The sequence below is a fragment of the Bartonella sp. M0192 genome (genome assembly GCF_016102305.1).
GTDB classification, from domain to species: domain Bacteria; phylum Pseudomonadota; class Alphaproteobacteria; order Rhizobiales; family Rhizobiaceae; genus Bartonella; species Bartonella apihabitans.
Window position 1 is genome coordinate 1706697 of record NZ_JACFOU010000001.1, and the last position, 21927, is coordinate 1728623.

The 21927-nt window shown below is 44.9% G+C and carries 21 protein-coding genes; 16 read left to right on the plus strand and 5 right to left on the minus strand.

The window, feature by feature from the left end; all coding sequences use genetic code 11:
- Window positions 1-74 precede the first annotated feature (74 nt).
- From purM to H3S82_RS07435, 3 genes are all read left to right on the plus strand, one after another.
- A complete protein-coding gene (purM, locus tag H3S82_RS07425; protein ID WP_198232647.1) occupies window positions 75-1148 on the plus strand; it encodes a phosphoribosylformylglycinamidine cyclo-ligase in 1074 nt (357 codons plus the stop codon).
- Window positions 1145-1756: a phosphoribosylglycinamide formyltransferase gene (gene purN / locus H3S82_RS07430; RefSeq protein WP_198232648.1), complete on the plus strand. Its 612-nt coding sequence runs from the start codon at window positions 1145-1147 to the stop codon at window positions 1754-1756. Before purM ends, purN begins: the two co-directional genes overlap by 4 nt.
- A 394-nt stretch (window positions 1757-2150) precedes the next feature.
- Window positions 2151-3299: a hypothetical protein gene (locus tag H3S82_RS07435; RefSeq protein ID WP_210326696.1), complete on the plus strand. Its 1149-nt coding sequence runs from the start codon at window positions 2151-2153 to the stop codon at window positions 3297-3299.
- 78 nt (window positions 3300-3377) lie between these two features.
- Here the strand turns inward: H3S82_RS07435 and H3S82_RS07440 are convergent, their stop codons facing one another.
- The gene (locus H3S82_RS07440; RefSeq protein WP_370541280.1) at window positions 3378-4481 is read right to left on the minus strand and encodes a branched-chain amino acid ABC transporter substrate-binding protein; all 1104 of its coding nucleotides are present in this window, start codon (window positions 4479-4481) and stop codon (window positions 3378-3380) included.
- A 107-nt stretch (window positions 4482-4588) separates the two neighbouring features.
- Window positions 4589-7144 carry a PAS domain-containing sensor histidine kinase gene (locus H3S82_RS07445; RefSeq protein ID WP_198232651.1) on the minus strand — a complete coding sequence of 852 codons (2556 nt, stop codon included), beginning with the start codon at window positions 7142-7144 and terminating at the stop codon, window positions 4589-4591.
- 255 nt (window positions 7145-7399) lie between these two features.
- Between H3S82_RS07445 and H3S82_RS07450 the strand changes: the two genes are divergently transcribed.
- Window positions 7400-8428, plus strand: coding sequence for a flagellar biosynthetic protein FliO (locus H3S82_RS07450; protein WP_198232652.1), 1029 nt, complete (start codon window positions 7400-7402; stop codon window positions 8426-8428).
- Between the two features lie 678 nt (window positions 8429-9106).
- Here H3S82_RS07450 and dksA read toward each other — a convergent pair.
- On the minus strand, window positions 9107-9523 hold the full coding sequence (dksA, locus tag H3S82_RS07455) for an RNA polymerase-binding protein DksA (RefSeq protein WP_077971618.1): 417 nt from the start codon (window positions 9521-9523) through the stop codon (window positions 9107-9109).
- Between the two features lie 191 nt (window positions 9524-9714).
- Here dksA and H3S82_RS07460 point away from each other — a divergent pair, with 191 nt between their 5' ends.
- From H3S82_RS07460 to H3S82_RS07475, 4 genes are all read left to right on the plus strand, one after another.
- The gene (locus tag H3S82_RS07460; protein ID WP_198232653.1) at window positions 9715-10218 is read left to right on the plus strand and encodes a histidine phosphatase family protein; all 504 of its coding nucleotides are present in this window, start codon (window positions 9715-9717) and stop codon (window positions 10216-10218) included.
- 108 nt (window positions 10219-10326) lie between these two features.
- A complete protein-coding gene (locus H3S82_RS07465) occupies window positions 10327-11763 on the plus strand; it encodes a YcjX family protein (protein ID WP_198232654.1) in 1437 nt (478 codons plus the stop codon).
- Window positions 11760-12785, plus strand: coding sequence for a YcjF family protein (locus H3S82_RS07470; RefSeq protein ID WP_198232655.1), 1026 nt, complete (start codon window positions 11760-11762; stop codon window positions 12783-12785). The genes H3S82_RS07465 and H3S82_RS07470 overlap by 4 nt, the downstream gene beginning before the upstream one ends.
- A gap of 110 nt (window positions 12786-12895) precedes the next feature.
- Entirely contained in the window at window positions 12896-13429 is a 534-nt protein-coding gene (locus H3S82_RS07475) for a hypothetical protein (RefSeq protein WP_077971622.1), read from the plus strand.
- Between the two features lie 21 nt (window positions 13430-13450).
- On the opposite strand, the gene H3S82_RS07480 is transcribed toward H3S82_RS07475, so the two are convergent.
- A complete protein-coding gene (locus H3S82_RS07480; protein ID WP_077971623.1) occupies window positions 13451-13987 on the minus strand; it encodes a flavin reductase in 537 nt (178 codons plus the stop codon).
- Between the two features lie 204 nt (window positions 13988-14191).
- Between H3S82_RS07480 and rpe the strand changes: the two genes are divergently transcribed.
- The 3 genes from rpe to H3S82_RS07495 all read left to right on the plus strand — a co-directional run bounded on the left by rpe (window position 14192) and on the right by H3S82_RS07495 (window position 16871).
- Complete coding sequence (rpe, locus tag H3S82_RS07485) at window positions 14192-14860, plus strand: ribulose-phosphate 3-epimerase (protein ID WP_198232656.1); 669 nt, start codon at window positions 14192-14194, stop codon at window positions 14858-14860.
- Window positions 14861-14878: 18 nt separating this feature from the next.
- Window positions 14879-16180, plus strand: a complete 1302-nt coding sequence (gene purB, locus H3S82_RS07490) for an adenylosuccinate lyase (RefSeq protein ID WP_077971625.1) — start codon at window positions 14879-14881, stop codon at window positions 16178-16180.
- Between the two features lie 142 nt (window positions 16181-16322).
- Window positions 16323-16871, plus strand: a complete 549-nt coding sequence (locus tag H3S82_RS07495; protein ID WP_077971626.1) for an alpha/beta hydrolase — start codon at window positions 16323-16325, stop codon at window positions 16869-16871.
- 66 nt (window positions 16872-16937) lie between these two features.
- Here the strand turns inward: H3S82_RS07495 and H3S82_RS07500 are convergent, their stop codons facing one another.
- The gene (locus H3S82_RS07500) at window positions 16938-17258 is read right to left on the minus strand and encodes a DUF1476 domain-containing protein (protein WP_077971628.1); all 321 of its coding nucleotides are present in this window, start codon (window positions 17256-17258) and stop codon (window positions 16938-16940) included.
- Window positions 17259-17464: 206 nt separating this feature from the next.
- Here H3S82_RS07500 and purC point away from each other — a divergent pair, with 206 nt between their 5' ends.
- From purC to purL, 5 genes are all read left to right on the plus strand, one after another.
- Window positions 17465-18229: a phosphoribosylaminoimidazolesuccinocarboxamide synthase gene (purC, locus tag H3S82_RS07505; RefSeq protein ID WP_077971630.1), complete on the plus strand. Its 765-nt coding sequence runs from the start codon at window positions 17465-17467 to the stop codon at window positions 18227-18229.
- Between the two features lie 61 nt (window positions 18230-18290).
- Window positions 18291-18530 (plus strand): phosphoribosylformylglycinamidine synthase subunit PurS, encoded by a 240-nt coding sequence (gene purS, locus H3S82_RS07510; RefSeq protein ID WP_077971633.1) that lies wholly within the window; start codon window positions 18291-18293, stop codon window positions 18528-18530.
- An 18-nt stretch (window positions 18531-18548) separates the two neighbouring features.
- Window positions 18549-19217 (plus strand): phosphoribosylformylglycinamidine synthase subunit PurQ, encoded by a 669-nt coding sequence (gene purQ / locus H3S82_RS07515; RefSeq protein ID WP_198224510.1) that lies wholly within the window; start codon window positions 18549-18551, stop codon window positions 19215-19217.
- Window positions 19214-19615, plus strand: a complete 402-nt coding sequence (locus tag H3S82_RS07520; protein ID WP_198224508.1) for a hypothetical protein — start codon at window positions 19214-19216, stop codon at window positions 19613-19615. Before purQ ends, H3S82_RS07520 begins: the two co-directional genes overlap by 4 nt.
- 52 nt (window positions 19616-19667) lie before the next feature.
- On the plus strand, window positions 19668-21875 hold the full coding sequence (purL, locus tag H3S82_RS07525) for a phosphoribosylformylglycinamidine synthase subunit PurL (protein WP_198224506.1): 2208 nt from the start codon (window positions 19668-19670) through the stop codon (window positions 21873-21875).
- Window positions 21876-21927: the final 52 nt, after the last annotated feature.

The window sequence follows — 21927 nt, forward strand, 5'->3', positions numbered from 1 at the left end:
GATAAAACTTGCGAGTGGACTTTGAACGTGGCATTGGTCTCATGTGTTCATGATCATGATCGAGGATAAATCCGATGGGCGACACACACCCCCTAAAAAACAATCTGACTTATGCGGACGCCGGAGTTGATATCGACGCCGGTAACCTTATGGTGGAAAAAATCAAACCGATCGTGCGAACGACACAACGCGCCGGTTCCGATACAGAATTGGGTGGGTTCGGCGGATTGTTCGATCTGAAAGCCGCCGGTTTTAAAGACCCTGTTCTTGTAGCCGCAAATGACGGTGTAGGAACCAAATTAAAAATTGCTATCGACACCGGCATTCATGACACTGTCGGGATTGATCTTGTGGCCATGTGTGTCAATGATCTCGTCGTTCAGGGAGCCGAACCGCTTTTTTTCCTTGATTATTATGCAACCGGCAAACTTGACCCCAATCAGGGGGCCGCAGTGGTTTCCGGCATTGCCGAGGGCTGTAGGCAGGCTGGAGCTGCCCTTATAGGGGGCGAAACGGCCGAAATGCCTGGCATGTATATTAAAGGTGACTATGATTTGGCCGGTTTTGCTGTCGGCGCGGCAGAGCGTGGAAAGCTTCTTCCCTCGAAAGATATAAATGAAGGAGACGTGGTCTTAGGGCTATTGTCTTCGGGTCTCCATTCTAACGGTTTTTCTCTTGTTCGCCGCATTGTTGAGGAAAGTGGCCTTGATTTTAACGCCCCTGCTCCATTCGATAAGACCGTTTCACTTGCCGAAGCTTTATTGGTACCGACACGTATTTATGTCCGGTCTCTTCTTTCAGTGTTGCGCAAAGATCTTGGCATTAAAGCCTTGGCACACATTACCGGTGGTGGCTTTCCGGAAAATATCCCGCGCGTATTGCCAAAAACATTGGCTGTTGAAATCAATCTCGACGCAATAAAAGTTCCGCCGGTGTTCTCCTGGCTTGCAAAACAGGGAAACATTACAGAACGGGAAATGCTGCGGACTTATAATTGTGGTATCGGGATGATTGTTGTCGTCGACAGCAAAAAAGCTGACGATGTTTTTTCTGCATTTCAGGCCGAAGGTGAAAAACCGGTTCGTCTCGGACGTATTACGGTGAGAAAAGACAAAGGCGTTGTTTACAAAGGTCACCTCGCGCTATGAAAAAAAGAATAGTTATCCTCATTTCCGGAAGTGGTACCAATATGGTATCTCTTGTCGAAGCAACAAGAAAAGATAATTTTCCGGCCGAGATTGTCGGCGTTTTAAGTGACAACGACGACGCAAAGGGTATCGAGCGTGCAAGAGCTCTTCGAATTCCTGCCGATATCGTACGCCGCAAAAGTTTTACTGACAAAGATTCATTCGAAACTGCTCTTCTTGACCGGATTGATAGGTTCAAACCCGATATTATTTGTCTCGCCGGTTTTATGAGATTAATCTCGCGACGTATTATTACACCCTATGAAGGTCGGATTTTAAATATCCACCCTGCTCTTCTCCCGCTTTTCAGAGGTCTGAACACGCATCAGCGAGCATTGGATGCCGGCGTAAAAATAAGCGGTTGCACCGTACATCTTGTAACAGAAGGCATGGATGAAGGTTCTATATTAGGTCAGGCTGCCGTACCCGTTTTGGACGACGACACCGCGGAAACTTTGGCTGCACGAGTTCTTAAAGTTGAACACAAGCTTTATCCGGCAACTTTACGGGCATTTATAGAGAGTGATTATAAAAACACCAATGCCGAGCAACAAATTATTTCATTCTGATCAATCGGAATATTAAAATCCTCAAGCATTCGAAGGCTTCTTTTGAACGATATAGCTGCAACCGTTTGTCTCGAAATCTTTTCGGGTAAAAAACTATTTCGATTCACGAACATAAACTTATTTGCATACCCCAATTCAGCTCTATTCTGATTGAATAGATTGATGAACCGCATTGGCAATTTGATTAAAACAAAATTATTGTTCTATTCAAAAAACGTTGCGTCAAATGTGATTCCGTCTCCGAACAAACCTTGGTGCGACACCATTTTCCTCTTCACGACTTATCAACCAATTCACCACATAATAGCTTTGAAACCTCTTACAGGATCGAGCTGTCGTGTTGCGTACAAAAACCATTTTTTTGATAAGTTGTAGTGTCGTTATCAGCGGTTGTATGTCGGATTCACTGCAATATTTCCAATCGCCATCAAAAACTTCAAACGAGACAACATCGAGCATCCGACCTGCAAGCCCCCTCGGTACTATCAACAGCAAAGATTACGAGGCTTGGCGGAACGCCTATAATGCGTATAACAAACAAGCTACTGCCTATTGGGATCAAATCAGCGCGAAAAGAAAACTGCGCAATGAAAAGCGGGCACGTGGACAAACAATTGAACTCACCGATTATGTTTTGTCACAGCCACCTCTCTATTCTGGACCAGCCAAGCCTTCCACCGGCAAAACAACGGGACCTTCACGTTCAATTCCAGGTGTCGATGATTTTGTTGCAGCTTCAAAACGCGTTTATGGTTTTCGACCGGAAAGACCATCTAACGAAAGCGAATTTATGCGCAGTTACGTCAATGCCGCCCAAGAAATTGGTCTTACACGTGAACAACTTGTGTCTATCTACGCTTTTGAAACAGGCGGCGATGGCACACACGACCTGCAATCTGGCATGATAAAGGGCAAAGCAAATGCCCGACCGATCTCTACCGCTATAGGATATAATCAGCTTGTTGCGACAGCAAGTGTGAGCCTGATGTGGGAATATGGTAACGACATTGCCAAAGAACTACGACAAAAAGCGCAGCAGGCGTCAGGAACAGAAAGAACAAAACTTCTCGAAAAAGCAAATGTTGTTGAACGCATGACCGCAAAAGCAAAAACAGTTCCGCATAATTGGGGAGCTCAAAGCGAGCTCGCCAAAACCGATGCCGGACTTGGAATGCATGCGATGACCATGGATAAAGATGTGGGGCCGCTTTTACAAATCCACAAGCTGAGAACTTCCTTGACATTTTTGCGACGCAAAGGTGTCTCGCGCCCCCTATCGGGAGCTGAACTCGAGATGCTCAACCTCACCGGTGATGGCAACGGCTACGACATGGTGACAATGCCATCCCAATATCGTGCCAAAGTCCCCACTGCCAATTTCTTTTTGCGTCCAGGTTACGAAAGAAATCCCGTAGCCATTCGCAACAATACGGTTGCCGCCTTACTTGACGCGACAGAAAGTAAAATGGAAGCGAATATGCAAAAAGATGGCGCGCAAATGCTGAACCGTATTTATCAGTCGACAACACTTGCTCGCAATTAAAAAACAATTTTGCCCGAGTTGAAAGCAATTCATAAAAATCAAAAGGCGGTATAACACCGCCTTTTGTTTTGAAACCGGTTACTCTGCAGAAACAATCTCGCCATTATGCCATTTATACATCGAAAAGACTTTCGATGTTATATCGCCGCGATCGCCATATGTAATCTCGCCCAAAGTCGTTTTAATGGGCTCTCCCGATTTGATTGCCTTTGCCACCGCTTCGGGGTCTGAAGCGGAACCGGCTTTTTCGATGCCAAAAGTCAAGACCTGTATAGCCGCATAACCGTTGATTGCAAAAGTCTCTGGAGGAATATTCTGTGCTTTCAATGCCTTGATCGTCTCTTGTGCTTCCGGGTTTGTCTTGACATCCACAGAATTGGTGAACAGTGATCCCTCGGCTGCATTTCCCGCAATCGACCACAATTCCGATGTATTGTATCCATCGCCACCAATAAGCGGGGCTTCAAGACCTTGTTCACGCATTTGCTTCAAAAGTAACCCGGCCTCTGGATGATACCCGCCAAAGTAGACATAGTCGACTTTTTCCTGTTTCAGCCGACTGACCATAACAGAATAATCCTTCTCTCCCGGTGTAATATTACCGTAAAAGACTTCTGTTACGCCACCTTTATTGAGCGCCGTTTTGAATGCATCAGCTAGACCTTTGCCGTAAGTTGCACGGTCATGAATGATAGCAATGCGTTTATCTTTCAAATGTTTGATGTAATAGTCTGCTGCGTAATCGCCCTGCTGGTCATCCCGTCCTATAGTACGCAGGACGTTCCATAGTCCACGACTTGAAAGTTCAGGCGTTGTCGACGAAGGTGTTATCATCAAAACATCATTTTCTTCCAAAATATTGGAAACAGGCAACGCGATATTCGAGGTAACCGGTCCGATGACATATTGGATGCCTTCACCAATCAACTGATTAGCCGCCGAAACCCCCTGCTTGGGTTCTGCTCCGTCGTCAAAAACTTTCAAAACAACTTTTTCGCCATTGATACCGCCATTTTTATTCAATTCCTCAATGGCCACTTTCACACCGTTATTAGCCTGTATGCCGTAAGCTGCAACAGGTCCCGTAATCGGCCCAATGAAACCGATAACAATATCGGCATAAGCTGACGACGTGAAAAAACTACCAGTCAAAGCCAAGGCTGAAACTGTGGAAATCAGTATTTTGCGCATGGTTCACCCTCTTTAGCGTATTTTACGGTGCTTATCTTGCATTAGATAGCGGGGATTTCAATCATTTTAACGAATTGTTTTGATGAAAAACGCAAAAATTATGAATCGGTTGTACCCTCGTCGGAAAGCATTTCTTTCACTTTCATAGCTAACTGCTTCAACGTGAAAGGTTTTGACAAAAATCCGAAAACCGCGTCAGGCGGCAAATTTTTCGCAAAAGCATCTTTCGCATATCCTGAAACAAAGACAAATTTTATATCCGGATATTTTTTTCGCATTTCGCCAAGCAATGTTGGTCCATCCATCTCCGGCATAACAACATCGGATACCACCAGATCGACGGCACCATTATGTTCTGCTATGATATCAAGTGCCTCGATACCGTTTTCGGCCTCCAGCACTTTATAGCCGCGTGATTGGAGAGCGCGCACACCACCCATTCTCACTGCAGCTTCATCTTCAACAAGAAGGACGGTTGCATTCCCCGACAGATCGGCATTTTTTTCACTTAATGATTTTACCGGTTCAACTGCTTTTTGTTCATTTTTGACAGGATCGGCAATGAATCTTGGCAGGAAGATACGGAATTTCGTACCTTTCCCCTCTTCGCTCTCACAGTAAATAAAACCACCGGTCTGTTTGACAATCCCGTAGACCATCGACAGACCAAGCCCCGTCCCCTTGCCTACCTCTTTGGTGGTAAAAAACGGCTCGAACATTTTTTCCTGAACCGCTTTTGGTATACCTGTGCCATTGTCCTCCACATCAAGCTCCACATAATCATCAGCTATCAACCCTTCAAAGCCGAGATCTGCAGCCTTTTGTTTTGCCAAATTGGTAGTCGTAATCGTAATATTCCCGCCCTTGGGCATCGCATCGCGTGCATTGATGACGAGATTCATCAAAACGCGCTGAAAAGATGCCTGATCGACTTTGACACTCCACAAATCGCGGCCGTGATTGAACTTCAAATGGATGTTGCTTCCCAAAAGCGGCGTCAAAAGATTTCGCACGTCGGAAAGCAATTCAGTCAGATCCACCACCTCCGGTCGCAATGTTTGGCGACGAGAAAAAGCCAATAATTGTTGAACGAGCGAAGCGGCACGATTGGCATTATTTTTGATATTGATAAGATCGGCATGAGCCGGATCAGAACTGCGATGACTAGCGAGAAGAAGATCACATGACATGATAATTGCTGTCAAAACATTATTGAAGTCGTGAGCAATACCACCGGCGAGCTGCCCGATTGCCTGCAGCTTTTGTCCTTGCGCCATTTTGTCTTCCAGAGTTTTTTGAGCTGTCGTCTCTACAACGGACAATATTGCCACTTCTCCACTCTGCTCATGCGTTTCTCGCGAAATTCCCAGAAAAAATAAACGGAAATGTCTATTTTCATCGCCGGCAAGACCAACTTCGGTTGAAAATTTCGCCTGTGGGTTTTCCGATATTTTTTTGAAGAAGTCGTCTAAGCTACGCTTCCCTTCGAGCGTGAATAAATCACCAAGAACTATTTTTTCGTCTTTACCTGTTTTTATATCGAAAAGGAGTTGAAACGGCCGATTCATATTCGCTAATTCGCCTCGTTGGTCAACCATTGCGAGTGCTATCGGCGCGTTGTCAAAATAATAATGGAAATTATCTGACAGGCTGTCCAGAGTAGGTGCAATATCGGCTTGTCTCGACAAGGGTAACAGAACAAATCGATAGATAATATCTTCCTTTTGTTCGGCAGTCTCTTTGGTTGCGCAAACGATAAGCTTCAAATAATCTTGGGTCTCGCCATGCCAATCGACAAAAAACTCATAGCTTCCATCTGCACGATCTATATTGTTCCTGATTTCTTTCCAGTTTGACGTTTGCCCGAATGTCTCGAAGACTTTATCAAATGAAATCCCTGACATTTTGAAATTTTGGAGATCAATATGAAGCAAATTTGCCAATGGCGCATTGACATAAAGAAATCTGCCATTGACATCAGTTGAAAGAAAACCGGCCGGTGCCCGATCAAGATGATTAATAGCTTCCTGAAGATTCCGGAAAAGCGGCTCATACATATTGCGAGCGAAGTCTGTATCTTCAAGACGCCATACCAAAAAGGCGCGCCCGTTCAGCTTTACCGGTTTGACCGAAAGACTGTACCAGGTTTGTGTTTCGTTCGCATCTGCCAGATATAGCGAATTTCCGCGCAATTCTTCGCGCGCTGTTTGACCCGCAAGTGCTTTCGTGGTCAGTCGATAAAACGCCGGCTCGATATCCTCAAGCGACGAAAAAAGAGAAAACACTGTTTTTGCTTTATCAAAACCTGTAAGTTTTGCGCATGAAGCATTGGTAGAAATAATATTTCCGGAAGCATCCGAAAGTATGATTGCGTCGTCAAGCGTGTCGATGAGCAATGTTTTACTATCGTTTTCCAAAGCTTTTGCGTTGGAAAAAGCACCGGTCAAAAACAATATAAGAAAAGCAAATCCCGTTATTGCAAAAAATAAAAACAACAACAAGGAAAGAACATTCAACTGTTCTTCTCTTATAAAGCAATCGGCAATTGCTACCAGAACACTAAAGCTCACAATTATAGCAACGACATACCGCAATAATTGTATATGTTTATTCGAAAAAGCCCAAATATGCGTCAGTGTTTCCGGCTTTTTCATGATACTAGGTCTGCCTCTTACCATCACAGTTGATTCTCGATCACATTTTGCCTCAAATTGTGCTTGGCATGAAGTGTTAATGGTGGAAAACAGAAAATTGACAGCGTTAATTTTGTTAAAATAAAAAACCACTGTATATATAACTGCAAAGATCTGTCCATTCCCCTATATTGCTACTTTCCATCAAGAGGTGCTCTGGCATATAGATAGACAGACGGATATGATCACGCTTTTCCAGCAGGAGAGAAATAAGGCATGCATTTTGGGTTAGAAAATCAGATTGGACAATCTGCAGCGAATATTATTAGCAGCCTTGTTGTGCTTATTATCGTTATTGCTGCAATTGCGATTACGATCAAGTTACTGCGTAAATTCAATAATGGTACCTTCGTCGTAGGTGGAAAGTCACGTACACCCCGGCTATCTGTTCGTGACGCGGCTGCAGTCGATCGTACTCGCCGCCTTGTTCTTGTGCGCCGTGACAATGTGGAACATCTGCTGATGATTGGTGGTCCAACGGATCTTGTTATCGAAACCAACATAAAATTGGATGAAAATTCAACCAAACGTGAAATTCATGTTGAGCCGATGAATGAGGTTGCAAAAGACTCTTCATCGATTCCGAATTATCGTGAACCGGAGTTGCGTACATCTTTATCCGATACGCAACAAGCTGCTGCTTCGCCTGCCATACGGGCAAGTGACGAACGGCTGGAAGCTGATCTGTCTACCTTGCAGGAGGATTTCAAACCCACATTTTCATCAAGAGAGTCGGCTTTTTCACCCCGTCGGCATGTGCCTGAACCAAATGTAGATCCGTCTATCGAAAATACTAACATCAATCCTGTTGGCCAATCTCCAAGAGAACCTTCTGTAGCATTTGAGAACCGTCGTGATGTCAATTCGACTCCTTCACCCAACGACTTTAATAAAGCGATACCAGCGAAAACGTTAAACAACCCTGCCGAGCTGAACGTAGGTGTGCTTGCCGATAACAACGAATTTGCCAACAGACCATCGCGTAATGCTGTCCCAAGGGAACCAACCTTGACAGATTTTCCCGTTGCTCCATCACCTCGACAAACTACGCTGAAAGAGGAACCTGCACCTCGTTTCACCCCGTCAGTGAAGGATGAAACAATTAGCGCGGAAATCGAGGGACGTCGTGAACCATCTTTACGAGTACCGCCAAAAACAATCGATCCGGCTGTTAATCTTGATGACGATTTCGATCATATGTTCGAAAACGAGCTGAAAAACGCAATCAAAAACGAAAAGAGCTGAAAACAGTTAAGAACTGCAGTTATTTGGTTATCAATCGTTCAGTTTGATCATTTTTGGATATGTCTGGAAGGGGATCTGTAACAGAACACAGATTGTAATTATGCGCAAAGTTCTTAATTATGCGCAAAGTCCAAGAGTTTTCATATTCGATTGTTGTTCCGGTCTCGCAAAACGCTTGGATTGGTGACAAAATCTACTTGTCTCAATTAAAGCGGATCCACTTTGGACACATATTTCGACTGAAAGAAAAGTTCCAAGAAACAAAAGTCCACATTTTGCTAAAGATGCAATTGTCTTGCATAGCTTTTATAGGAGGGAGTTTCCCGATTTCCGATTTTAATAATTTACTCTTTTTTTGATTGAAAAATAACTAAAATTTTCACCACATATGCGCCCAATGACAGAAAACAGCTATCGTTCACAACAATAAATCGCGTATTTCTCATTCGCCTGATTATAACTTGTTCGTACTTGTCCAATCAGGCCCCAAAAAGCAGTTTTCAAACCATGACATGCGTTGCTCAAGGGCTAAATTTTCTGCCCCATCATAAAAGCAAAGCCTTCGTCAAGCGCCAAAAATAGAAGCGCCAGAAAATACAAAAGCCAGAAATAAAAAAGTCTGTGTCAAATATACACTCAACACAGACTATTTTCATTTTCAGTAAGCTAAAATCCGGTTTATTCGTCCTTATAAACCTTTTCACGCTTTTCGTGACGTTCCTGAGCTTCAATAGAAAGGGTTGCAATTGGACGGGCATCAAGGCGTTTTATGCTGATCGGTTCCCCGGTCTCCTCGCAATAACCGTAGGTACCATCGTTCAGCCGTTCCAATGCTGCATCGATTTTAGCGATCAACTTGCGTTGCCGATCTCGGGCGCGCAGCTCGATTGCTCGATCCGTTTCGGATGAAGCGCGATCTGCCAAATCAGGTTGATTAGCATTTTCTTCTTGCAAGTTTTCGAGCGTTTCGCGTGCTTCGCGTAAAATATCGTTTTTCCAAGCTATAAGTTTAGCACGAAAATAAACTTTTTGCCTTTCGCTCATGAAAGGCTCATCTTCGCTGGGATGATACTCGGCGTCCAATGTTTCGCTCATAGTCAAGCCTCCACATGTTGTATGTGCGGCTCTATATATTGTGCAAAAAATTCCAACACAAGACAAAAAATATATTTTTGATCCATTTTTCAACACATTACTAATATATCAACCTCACAAACAGTATAGAACGCAATAGAATAGACATTCTTCAATTTAGATTTCAGCTTAGTTCATTTTGTGATTGAGAGATGACTGATCACCAACGAATAACTTTAGGGCTTATGCGCCATGGAGAGGCGGAAATCGGCAAAAAATTAGAAAAAGATATTGATCGTCCATTATCTGAAAAAGGCCGCTTTGACGCAAAAATAATAGGAACAATACTTCCCGATTATGTCTCTGGTCCGTTAACAATAATATGTTCTCCGGCACAGAGAACACGACAAACTCTTGATGCGCTTTGCCTGAAATCAAGTATAAGCCTGAAATTTATCGACAAATTATATTATGGAAATTTTGATGATTATATTTCGCTCATCACAACAATTTCGCAAGACGGTGTGCCTTTGCTCGTAATCGGTCATAATCCGGCCATAAGTCAGGTCGTCACACAGTTGAACAATAATTGCCTTCCGGTTGCTTCTCTTCCCCGTTTTTTACAACCGGCAAATCTTGCCTTATTCGATTTTCCTATAGCCAAAAACCGGATATCGCTTGGCAAGGGCAACTTTATCGCGCTTCTCAAACCATGAACAGGTCTAGGCTTGCGCACATTGCTTGTCTTGCGCACGTTATTCGTGTGCACCATATGCTTGATTGACAAGCTGGTTTTGTAGAAATTAATTGAGGATTGAGTTTATTTGCCTTCTTTAACATCATTAAAAGACGAAGCGGTCATTGCATTCGATGCTTTGAGAGACCGGACGAAAAGTACCTTCAATCCCACGTTGCGACTGGGGGTGACGGGACTTTCCGGAGCCGGAAAGACGGTCTTCATCACATCGTTAATTCAAAATCTGCTTTATTCCGGTCGTTTGCCGATATTCGAAGTCGCACGCGAAGGAAGGCTGCTGAACGCACGGCTTGCCGAACAACCGGATAGTAAAATAGCTCGATTTGAATTTGAAAAACATATCGATCGTTTGGTTAATGAAAAACTTTGGCCGCAATCCACGCGTTCACTTTCCCAACTTCGCCTGAAACTCGAATTTCTAACGCGTTCGCAAAAGTTTTCAGGTTCCAAACAGAAAAAGCTTTCGATTGATATTATTGATTATCCTGGCGAATGGCTCCTTGATTTGCCATTACTTCAAAAAAATTACCGTGAATTCAGTGCCCAATCAATTGCAAGAGCCAATTCACCTGAACACAAAGCACATGCGAAAGCCTGGCTTGGTGCGATCCGGAGTGTTAACTTCCTCAATGAGGCAAACGAGCGCGATATTGAAGTTCTGGCTGAAAGTTTCAAAAGCTATTTACGCTCGGCAAAAAATTCCGGTACCATGATATCCGCGCTTCCTCCGGGACGGTTTCTCATACCTGGCAGTTTTGAAGGCGCGCCTGTTCTTAGCTTTTCACCCCTACCCGATTTGGGAATTGCCGAATTTCCCGATAACTCTATAGCAAAGATTATGGAACAGCGATATGAGGCCTATAAAAATCTGGTTATTAAACCATTTTTTCGAGAATATATTGCTCGTCTTGATCGTCAGGTCATTCTGGTTGATTCTCTCGACGCCATAAATGGGGGAACCGCTTCAATTCTCGAAATGCAAAATGCGTTATGCGAAATTCTCGACTGCTTTAAGGCTGGCAAAAACCATCTTCTCAGTGCACTCGTTCAGCACAAGATCGATCGTATTTTGGTAGCTTCCACGAAAGCCGACTATCTCCATCATATCAACCATGCTCGTCTCGAAAATATCACCTCGGAAATTGTCCGGACTGCCATGGATAAAGCTGAGTTGAAAGGCGTTTTAACCGATACATTGGCAGTGGCTTCACTACGTTCTACAAAAGAAGGAACGAGCGAAAAAAACGGCGAAAGCTTGGCCGTTGTCATAGGAACACCGATGAAAGGTGAAACAATTGGCGATATGGTATTTGATGGAAAAACCGAAACAGCTATTTTCCCCGGTGATTTGCCTCAATCATTATCTCAACTGTTAAAAGAAAATTTGCCTGAAAAGTTACAATTTGTCCGTTTTTTACCGCCGCAATTAAAAATGAATCAGCCCTTTCCGCAAATCCGTCTCGACCGTGCATTGGAATTTCTATTCGGAGATTATTTGATATGACCAGTCGCAAACCACAGGCAATAAACGACCTGAAGTCAATTGAAGAGGACCAGAGCGATCCTTTTCTGGACGAGGCATTAAGCGAACTGAACGAGCTTGAGAATAATAACACATCCGAAACCAAACGCACTTTTACAAGCGGTAGAATATTTTTATCATCCGTCTTGCTATTATTGATTTTGGCACTCGGTTTATCGGCAGATGGCCTCATACGCTCGCTCTTTGCCGAATACCAATTTTTAGGCTTTATTGCCCTGATTATTACTATTGTAGGTGGTATCGCTCTCCTTTGCTTCATCATCGGTGAAGTGCGCGCATTATTGCGTCTGGCGTCAGTTGATAAAATAAGGAAAAATGCGGAAGAAGCCGCGCTAACGGACAACATCAATCTTGCGAGGAAATCGGTTGAAGAATTGATACGCTACACGGCCCGAAGCCCTTATATATCCGAGGGGAGACAGGCTATGTTATCGCACAACGGAGATATTATAGATGGCAAAGCACTGATCCATCTCGCCGAATATGAAATTCTACGCCCACTCGATCTTGAAGCGCGAAAAATGATTCTCAATTCTGCAAAACGTGTTTCGGTTGTGACAGCCGTGAGCCCCCGCGCTATTATTGATCTTGGCTATGTTCTTTATGAAGTTGTCGGGCTCATTCGTCGTCTGGCAACGCTTTATGGAGCACGTCCTGAACGTTTCGGTCTGATTTCCCTCGTAAAGCGTGTCATTTCCCATCTTGCCGTCACCGGTACTCTTGCCGTCGGCGATGGTCTTGTCGAACAATTTATTGGACAGGGACTTGCAACCCGCTTGTCTGCACGTTTGGGTGAAGGCGTAGTCAATGGTTTGATGACAACGCGCATCGGCATAGCAACAATGGATGCACTCCGCCCTTTCCCGTTTGACGGAGAAAAAAGACCCGGCATAAGTGATTTTACCGGAGACCTGATTGGTTTCAACCGAAATAAAGACAAAGAAAAACTAAAAAAAACACTCGAACGGGAAAATAACGAATAAAGAATTAACCATTTTTTCCGATAATAGCTGGCGATGCGGATTTGTCTTAACAGGTCACATCGTTTCGTACGGTTTTGCGTAATTTGTGTAAAAGGCAGAGTAACGCCATTATGAAAAAAATCTTTTCGGCTTTTATTGGGTTGACTATAGCATCATCATCAATGGTGACAACAAGCTTCGCAGCTGACAGCGATGTTGACTTCTTTCGCTCGATAGAAGGGAGCTGGGCGGGTCCCGGAGAAGTCGTTGCCGGAAAATATAAAGGAACAAAATTCACTTGTACTTTTGCCGGCACAACTGAAGTGTCTCAAGTTGGCATGACACTTGATGGCAATTGTCGCGTCGGCGTTTTTTCACAGCCGATGAAAGCAACTGTTCAGAGAGGTCCCTCTGGCTTTTCCGGCGAATTCAATGACGGTGCAAAAGGTGATGGACTTGATGTCGTCTCCGGTAAAGTCGGCGCCGACCGGATGGTTTTCGGATTGAACCGCAAGCAACTCAATGGCGCTATGATGGCGCGTCTTGAAGATAAAAACTCGATGAATATCACCGTTTCAGTAAAAATTCAGGATGACCTTATTCCTGTTGTCGGAATGAAACTCAAGCGGACCGGTGATGTGCCGCGCGATTTTGCTAAAAAATAAACCTAGAGCAGCAGTGTAAACCTAGATGAGTGGCAATGTCCGGTAATTGCGGTCAAGATACATCAGGGCATCAATTCCGGGATGGGTTTTAACCGCCACCACTTCGCCAATCAAAACATAATGGGTGGCATGAATGTGCCAACCAACCAACTGGCAATCGAGTGCAACAAGCGCATCTGAGAGAACCGGTGCTCCTGTTCTCAATGTGCCCCATTCTGCTTGCAAAAATCGTTGTTCCTGGGAAAGTCCGCCGCGACCCGCAAAAATATCCGACAGGTTTTTGTGATGCCCTGCCAAAGTGTTCACACAGAACTTTTCATTTTCAATAAAAATTCTGTTTTCTTCATGTTGTCTCATCAGACAAACAAGAACAGTCGGAGGGTTATCGGAAAGAGAACAACAGGCCGAAATTGTAACACCCCGTTTATTTTTGGAGCCATCGGTTGTGACAATATGAACTGCTCCGGCAAAATGGCTCATCGCATTACGATAGTCGACCGAGGAAACCGTTACAATCGGCTTGTCTGACGAAATTAAATGTGTTGAATGTTCAGTCATAATTCAATTTTCAAATCTGCCGGTTGGTTCTTTTTCCATTTTTAGTAAAATTTACAGTGCATTAGTACGCAAAATTTTCCTAAAATGCTAGCAATCTCGGTTAAAATAACTTTGATAATGAATGCGTTCAGGTGTGGATCGGCCGAAAAACGGGTTTTATACTGGAAAACTACGTGATAGGAAGCAGCAGCCGAGGAGATTGGAATGTCTTTGCAACAAATAATTGCCCCTTCAATTCTGGCTTCAGACTTTTCTTGTCTTGGTCAGGAAATTACAGATGTCGTCGCCGCTGGTGCTGACTGGATTCATGTTGACGTGATGGATGGTCATTTTGTGCCCAATATCACCTTCGGTCCGGATGTTGTAAAAGCTATAAGACCGGTAACGAGCGCCGTCTTCGATGTCCATCTGATGATCTCTCCTGTTGATTCCTATCTGGAAAGTTTCGCCAAAGCCGGAGCAGACATTATAACAGTCCACGCCGAATCGACTCCTCATCCGCACCGTTCTTTGCAGGCCATAAGAGCATTGGGCAAGAAAGCCGGCATTTCGCTTAATCCGGGTACACCGGAACACATCATTGAATATCTTCTTGATCAAATTGATCTCATTCTTGTTATGACAGTCAATCCGGGGTTTGGCGGCCAGAGTTTTATTCCGGCGATGGTCGAGAAAATCAAAAAAATACATGCAATGATTGGAAATCGGCCAATTACCCTCGAAGTTGATGGCGGAATTACAGCCGAAACAATCGGGAGCGCGGCTTCGGCTGGTGCAAACGCTTTTGTTGCAGGATCTGCAATATTTAAAAATGGTAATAAAGAAATTTACAAAACACGCATTGACGCCTTGCGCAAAGCAGCAAGACGCTGAAACAGAAGGAACTCGATCATGATACCGCGTTATTCCCGTCCTGAAATGGTCTCCATCTGGTCGCCAGAAACAAAATACCGCATCTGGTTCGAGATTGAGGCACACGCTTGCACGGCATTAGCCAAACTCGGTGTTATTCCGGAAGAAGCTGCAAAAAATATCTGGGAAAAAGGTAGCAACGCAAAATTCGATGTCTCCCGTATTGAGGAGATTGAAGCTGTAACAAAACATGATGTTATCGCTTTTTTGACGCATCTTGCCGAATTTATTGGACCTGATTCGCGTTTTGTCCATCAGGGCATGACTTCTTCCGATGTGCTCGACACCACGCTCAATGTTCAACTGATGCGCGCCTCCGATATTTTGATCAAAGACATGGACGAGTTGCTTAAAGCTCTTAAAAAACGTGCCTTTGAATATAAAGACACGGTCATGATCGGTCGCAGCCACGGCATTCATGCAGAACCGACAACTTTCGGGCTTAAATTGGCATTTGCCTATGCTGAATTTTCACGCTGCCGCGCGCGGCTTGTCGCTGCAAAAGAAGAAATTTCTACCTGTGCCATTTCCGGTGCTGTAGGGACATTTGCTAATATCGACCCGCGTGTTGAAGCCTATGTCGCCGATCAATTGGGTATGCGTCCCGAACCGATCTCGACGCAAATTATCCCGCGTGACAGACATGCTATGTTTTTTGCAACACTCGGTGTTATTGCTTCATCTATAGAACGTCTGGCAATTGAAATTCGTCACTTGCAAAGAACAGAAGTTCTTGAAGCCGAGGAATATTTCTCCCCCGGCCAAAAAGGGTCATCTGCAATGCCCCATAAACGCAATCCGGTTCTTTCAGAAAATCTCACCGGGCTTTCCCGCATGATACGTTCTTTCGCTTTTCCTGCCATGGAAGATGTTGCTCTTTGGCATGAACGCGACATTTCCCATTCCTCCGTGGAGAGATTTATCGGTCCGGATGCCACTATAACTCTTGATTTCGCATTGGCACGGCTTACTTCGGTTATTGATAAGCTGCTCGTCTATCCTGAAAATATGATGAAAAACCTTAACAAATTTCATGGTTTGGTGAATTCGCAACGCGTACTTCTGGCTCTGACACAAAAAGGCGTTAGTCGCGAGGATGCGTACCGGATTGTTCAGCGTAATGCCATGCAGGTCTGGGAACACGGGAAAGATTTTCTTCAGGAACTTCTCGCTGATCCTGATGTCCGTCGCGTTTTGAGCGAGGAAGAAATTCGCGAAAAATTCGATCTCGGATACCATACAAAACATGTTGATACGATTTTCCACCGGGTTTTCGGATAGATTTTATGGTATTTATTCACATAATACGTGGCTGTCGCCAATCAGAAATCGGCAAAGTTGTATGATCTGATCTGTCTGATCGTCCAATTGCCTATTTAATGGTTACGGTTGATCAGTCGCGATTTTATCAAGAGGTCTTTGGATGAGGGTAAATGAGGTCGATATCCTAATTGTTCCCGGTTATCAGGGCTCCGGTCCTGATCATTGGCAAACACGGTGGGAGCAAAAGCTTTCAACCGCCCATCGTGTCGAGCAGGCCGAATGGTCGAAACCCGTTCGTGAAGACTGGACTCGGGAATTAATCAAGGAAGTTGAAGCAGCTCAAAAACCTGTTGTCATTGTCGCCCATTCACTCGGCGTCCCCACATCTATCCTTTCGGTTCCTTTTCTTGGTAAAAAAGTGCGGGGTGCTTTTCTCGTTGCTCCACCTGACGTGGCAAATCCCGATATTCGTCCAAAGCACCTTATGACATTTGGACCCTACCCGCGTGACCGCTTGCCGTTTCCATCAATCGTTATAGCCAGTCGCAATGACGAATATTGCGATTTCGCCGTTGCCGAAGATATTGCGAAAGACTGGGGCTCTTTATTTATTGATGCTGGTGAAGCCGGTCACATAAATTCTGCTTCGGGTTACGGTCCGTGGCCGGAAGGCCTTATGGTCTTTTCCCAGTTTCTGGGAAAGCTTTGAGATGAAAAAAATTTGCCGGGTCAAAAGCCCGGCAGCTGAATAGATGGATGAGATTGACAATTCCACTCAAGCGTTTCGAACACGCTCCAAAGATTCTTCTAGAAGTTGCGCCATTTTCTTGCGTAGGTCGGTTTCGCTAATTGCAACATTGGTAGCTTGAAAATCATGGACAATTTTCTCGATAACCGCTTCCTCGTTCCCACGCTGGAATGAGGTTCTGACGACTTCTTTGGCGTATTCATCGGCAGCTTCGCCGGTTTTACCAAGACGGTCAGCAGCCCAAAGGCCGATCATGCGGTTGCGCTGTGCATTCGCTTTGAAACGAAGCTCCTCATCGATCATATATTTATGCTCGAAAGCATCCGCACGTTCTTTCATCCCGTCCATGAGAATCTCTCCTAATTTTTGCCATGATCCGGCTTGTCGGGATGTTCTTGCAACATTTAAATCCCGTTAGCAATAGTATACTGTAAATTAACTTGTATCAAAGCGGGAAATTTTGGTGTCTATCGACAAGAGATGATTGTGAAATACGCGGAATTGAGTTAGGGAAACATCAAGCTAATTTATCCGGTTAATTTAAGGAAAAAGCCATGAACCGTCGTAATCGCGTCTATGAAGGCAAAGCAAAAATTTTATATGAAGGGCCCGAGCCGGGCACTTACATCCAGTTTTTTAAGGATGATGCTACCGCGTTCAATGCGAAAAAGCATGAAATTATTGACGGTAAAGGAGTTTTGAACAACCGCATATCGGAATATATTTTCACTCAGCTTGCACGTATCGGTATTCCGACACACTTTATCAAACGCCTCAACATGCGCGAACAGCTCATCAAAGCTGTTGATATGGTGCCACTCGAAGTTGTTGTTAGAAATGTTGCCGCCGGCTCTTTGTCGAAACGGCTCGACATCGAAGAAGGCACCCCCCTCCCCCAATCAATCATCGAATTTTACTATAAAAAAGACAAGCTTGACGATCCGATGGTGTCGGAAGAACATATTACTGCCTTCGGCTGGGCTACTCCTGCCGAACTTGAGGACATTATGCAACTTTCCATAAGGATAAACGACTTTTTGACCGGCTTATTCGTCGGTGTCGGTATTGAGCTTGTGGACTTCAAAATGGAGTTTGGCCGGTTGTGGGAAGGTGACGTTATGCATATTGTATTGGCAGACGAAATTTCACCTGATTCTTCACGCCTTTGGGACATCAATACCAAGGAAAAAATGGACAAAGACCGCTTCCGTCGCGATATGGGCGGGCTGATCGAAGCCTATCAGGAAGTTGCAAAACGGTTGGGAATCATGAATGAGAATGAACAACCCCGACCAAATGGTCCTGTTCTTGTAAAATAGTTCATCGGGCGGCTTTCTGGGCCGCCTTACCTTTTTGGCAAAAGAAATGCAGGAATAAATGATGAAAGCGCGCGTAACCGTCACCTTAAAGACAGGCGTTCTTGATCCACAAGGTAAAGCCATTGTCGGCGCTTTGGATAGCCTTGATTTCAAAGGCATCGAGTCCGTCAGGCAGGGCAAAATTTTTGATATTGTGCTTAACGATCTCACCGAAGACGAGGCAAAAAAACAGCTGACAGCAATGTGTGAACAACTGCTCGCCAATACAGTCATCGAGAATTATCGGATAGAACTTCTCTAATCGGAAACGGATATTGTAATGAAAACGGCTGTTATCCAGTTACCCGGACTAAATCGCGACCGCGATATGATTGACGCTCTCCGTTTGATTACCGGCGTAGAGCCTTTAAAGATCTGGCAGACAGAGACGACAATTCCCGATGTCGATCTTATCGTTATCCCCGGTGGCTTTTCTTACGGAGATTATCTTCGTTGTGGCGCAATTGCCGCGCGCATGCCGGTTATGAAAGCGGTGTTCGAACATGCGGAAAAAGGGACAAAGATTATCGGTGTCTGCAATGGTTTCCAAATTCTGGTTGAAGCCGGATTGCTTCCCGGTGCGTTGATGCGTAATGCCTCTTTGCGATTTGCTTGCCGCGAAGTCAAACTCCAAATTGTCAACGAGAACACAGCATTTTCAAACGCCTATCATAAAGGCGAAATCATACGTTGTCCTGTCGCCCACCATGACGGTAACTATTATGCCGATAAAGATACTATCGAGCAACTGGAGGGGAACGGACAGGTTGTATTTCGCTATGCCGAAGGGACAAATCCGAATGGATCAATCAATGATATTGCCGGTATCATCAATGAAAAGGGCAACGTCCTGGGTTTGATGCCACATCCGGAAGATTTGATCGAACCCGCCCATGGCGGAATGGACGGAAAAAGACTGTTTACTAGCGCATTAGGACTTGCAGCATGAAAATTAAATATCTAGCGAGTTGTTCGTTTTTATCCGTTATGTTAGCGCTCGTAGCCTGCACCGAAAAAGTTGGTCCGGGAAATATCGAACTTGCTAGCGGCGAACCTGCATTAAAGACCATGGAACGTGTAGCGCTAACGGCCAATCGCTGCTGGTTCAAATCGAATAAATCGGAATTCAGGCGCTATGGTTTTGAACCGGAATTGCAATCATATTCAGGTCGCCCGCGCATGCTGATCGTTCCCAAAAACACACCCGGTGGCAAGCCGATTTTAGTCGTTGAAGCTGAGGGTAATCCTGCAAGGGTTTCCGTTTATGGTCCGCTTATGGCAACCACTCATGGCAATGCTATAGCCGAGGACATCGACCGCTGGGTCAAAGGCGATAACCAGTGCTGATTGAAAATTTTTTAGCGATGCTGAAAATAAACTTGTTTGATGGAGCCAATCAATGAGCGTGAAGAACGACATTGCCATTACACCTGAACTCATTGCTGCACACGGGTTAAAGCCCGACGAATATGCGCGTATTCTCGAGCTTGTCGGTCGTGAACCATCGTTCACAGAACTCGGAATCTTTTCGGCAATGTGGAACGAACATTGCTCATATAAATCATCGAAGAAATGGCTCAGAACGCTTCCTACAAAAGGCGATTGCGTGATTCAGGGGCCTGGTGAAAATGCCGGCGTTGTAGACATCGGTGATGGCGAATGCGTTGTCTTCAAAATGGAAAGCCACAACCACCCTTCCTATATCGAGCCATATCAGGGCGCGGCCACCGGTGTTGGCGGAATTTTGCGTGATGTGTTCACAATGGGAGCAAGACCGGTTGCGGCCATGAATGCGCTTCGTTTTGGTTCACCGGATCATCCACGCACGAGACATCTCGTCTCCGGCGTGGTTTCCGGTGTCGGCGGATATGGAAATGCATTCGGTGTACCAACCGTTGGCGGCGAAGTGAATTTTGACAAGAGCTATAACGGAAATATCCTCGTCAATGCATTTGCTGCGGGAATCGCTAAAACCAATGCACTTTTTTATTCCAAAGCCGAAGGTGTCGGGCTTCCTGTTGTTTATCTCGGCGCCAAAACCGGTCGTGACGGTGTCGGCGGAGCGACCATGGCTTCCGCCGAATTTGATGAAACAATTGGTGAAAAACGGCCTACTGTTCAGGTAGGCGATCCCTTTACCGAAAAATGCCTGTTGGAAGCGTGCCTGGAACTCATGGCATCAGGTGCCGTCATTGCCATTCAGGATATGGGGGCAGCCGGCCTCACCTGCTCTGCCGTTGAAATGGGAGCAAAGGGCGATCTCGGTATCGAACTTGATCTGGATCGTGTACCGGTTCGTGAAATCAATATGTCAGCTTACGAGATGATGCTTTCCGAAAGTCAGGAACGCATGCTGATGATTTTGAAACCGGAACTCGAAAAAGAAGCCGCTGCAATCTTCAAAAAATGGGGTCTTGATTTTGCTATCGTCGGGAAAACGACTGATGATTTACGCTTCCGCGTTCTTCATCACGGTGAAGAAGTCGCCAATCTTCCCATTAAAAAATTGGGTGATGAAGCGCCGGAATATGATCGGCCATGGGTAAAACCTGTAGAGGCTAAAGAAATAGATATTGCTAATATCCGACAGGTAAATCTGCAGGATGCATTATTGAAACTTCTCTGTTCCGCTGACCAGAGTTCGAAGCGTTGGGTCTATGAGCAATATGATACCCTTATTCAGGGAAATAGTCTGGTGCGCCCGGGCGGCGATGCCGGTGTTATCCGTGTCGAGGGAAATACCCATAAGGCACTTGCTTTTTCTTCCGATGTTACACCGAGATACTGTCAGGCTGATCCATTCGAGGGCGGTAAACAAGCTGTTGCCGAATGTTGGCGTAATCTCTGTGCAACCGGTGCCAAACCGCTTGCCTGTAGCGACAATTTGAATTTCGGCAACCCTGAAAAGCCTGAAATTATGGGCCAGCTTGTCTATGCAATCAAAGGTATTGGTGAAGCATGTAAAAAGCTTGATTTTCCGATCGTATCCGGAAATGTTTCACTTTACAATGAAACCAATGGCGAGGGCATATTGCCTACCCCCACAATGGCAGGTGTCGGTCTGATCGAGGATTGGCATAAGATGGCAAAAATTGATGGAATGAAAGACGGAGATCTTATCATTCTCGTTGGTGATTGTGGCTCCCATTTAGGACAATCAGTTTATTTACGCGATATTTTGGGCAAGGCAGAAGGTACCCCTCCCCACGTTGATCTTGACAAAGAAAAGAAAAATGGTTGTTTCATCAGAAAATTGATAACAGCCGGAATGATCACCGCTTGTCATGACCTTTCTGATGGCGGCTTGGCAATTGCTCTGGCGGAAATGGTTATGAAATCGCATCATGGTGTAAGTGCGAAATTAACCGGAAAGACGCCTGCCCATGCAGAACTGTTTGGCGAAGATCAGGCTCGTTACCTGATATCTGTCAATGCTGATAAATATGCTGCTGTTCAAGAACAAGCCAAAAAAGCCGGCGTAAAACTTACCAATCTGGGTAAAGTGACCGGCCAAGATTTGGTCATTGAAGGACAGATCAAACTCTCTGCCAAACAACTTGAAAATGCCTATGAAAGCTGGTTTCCGGACTTTATGGAAAATAAATAACCAACCGTCGATTAGCTATTCAGATTATGCTATTCTGACCGAATAAAATATA

Bases quoted from the DNA above. Each gene is read 5' to 3' on its own strand.
- purM (WP_198232647.1), top strand. From the start codon at position 75: ATGGGCGACACACACCCCCTAAAAAACAATCTGACTTATGCGGACGCC.
- purN (WP_198232648.1), top strand. From the start codon at position 1,145: ATGAAAAAAAGAATAGTTATCCTCATTTCCGGAAGTGGTACCAATATG.
- H3S82_RS07435 (WP_210326696.1), top strand. From the start codon at position 2,151: ATGTCGGATTCACTGCAATATTTCCAATCGCCATCAAAAACTTCAAAC.
- H3S82_RS07445 (WP_198232651.1), bottom strand. From the start codon at position 7,144: ATGAAAAAGCCGGAAACACTGACGCATATTTGGGCTTTTTCGAATAAA.
- H3S82_RS07450 (WP_198232652.1), top strand. From the start codon at position 7,400: ATGCATTTTGGGTTAGAAAATCAGATTGGACAATCTGCAGCGAATATT.
- dksA (WP_077971618.1), bottom strand. From the start codon at position 9,523: ATGAGCGAAACATTGGACGCCGAGTATCATCCCAGCGAAGATGAGCCT.
- H3S82_RS07460 (WP_198232653.1), top strand. From the start codon at position 9,715: ATGACTGATCACCAACGAATAACTTTAGGGCTTATGCGCCATGGAGAG.
- H3S82_RS07470 (WP_198232655.1), top strand. From the start codon at position 11,760: ATGACCAGTCGCAAACCACAGGCAATAAACGACCTGAAGTCAATTGAA.
- H3S82_RS07475 (WP_077971622.1), top strand. From the start codon at position 12,896: ATGAAAAAAATCTTTTCGGCTTTTATTGGGTTGACTATAGCATCATCA.
- H3S82_RS07480 (WP_077971623.1), bottom strand. From the start codon at position 13,987: ATGACTGAACATTCAACACATTTAATTTCGTCAGACAAGCCGATTGTA.
- rpe (WP_198232656.1), top strand. From the start codon at position 14,192: ATGTCTTTGCAACAAATAATTGCCCCTTCAATTCTGGCTTCAGACTTT.
- purB (WP_077971625.1), top strand. From the start codon at position 14,879: ATGATACCGCGTTATTCCCGTCCTGAAATGGTCTCCATCTGGTCGCCA.
- H3S82_RS07495 (WP_077971626.1), top strand. From the start codon at position 16,323: ATGAGGGTAAATGAGGTCGATATCCTAATTGTTCCCGGTTATCAGGGC.
- H3S82_RS07500 (WP_077971628.1), bottom strand. From the start codon at position 17,258: ATGGACGGGATGAAAGAACGTGCGGATGCTTTCGAGCATAAATATATG.
- purC (WP_077971630.1), top strand. From the start codon at position 17,465: ATGAACCGTCGTAATCGCGTCTATGAAGGCAAAGCAAAAATTTTATAT.
- purS (WP_077971633.1), top strand. From the start codon at position 18,291: ATGAAAGCGCGCGTAACCGTCACCTTAAAGACAGGCGTTCTTGATCCA.
- purQ (WP_198224510.1), top strand. From the start codon at position 18,549: ATGAAAACGGCTGTTATCCAGTTACCCGGACTAAATCGCGACCGCGAT.
- H3S82_RS07520 (WP_198224508.1), top strand. From the start codon at position 19,214: ATGAAAATTAAATATCTAGCGAGTTGTTCGTTTTTATCCGTTATGTTA.
- purL (WP_198224506.1), top strand. From the start codon at position 19,668: ATGAGCGTGAAGAACGACATTGCCATTACACCTGAACTCATTGCTGCA.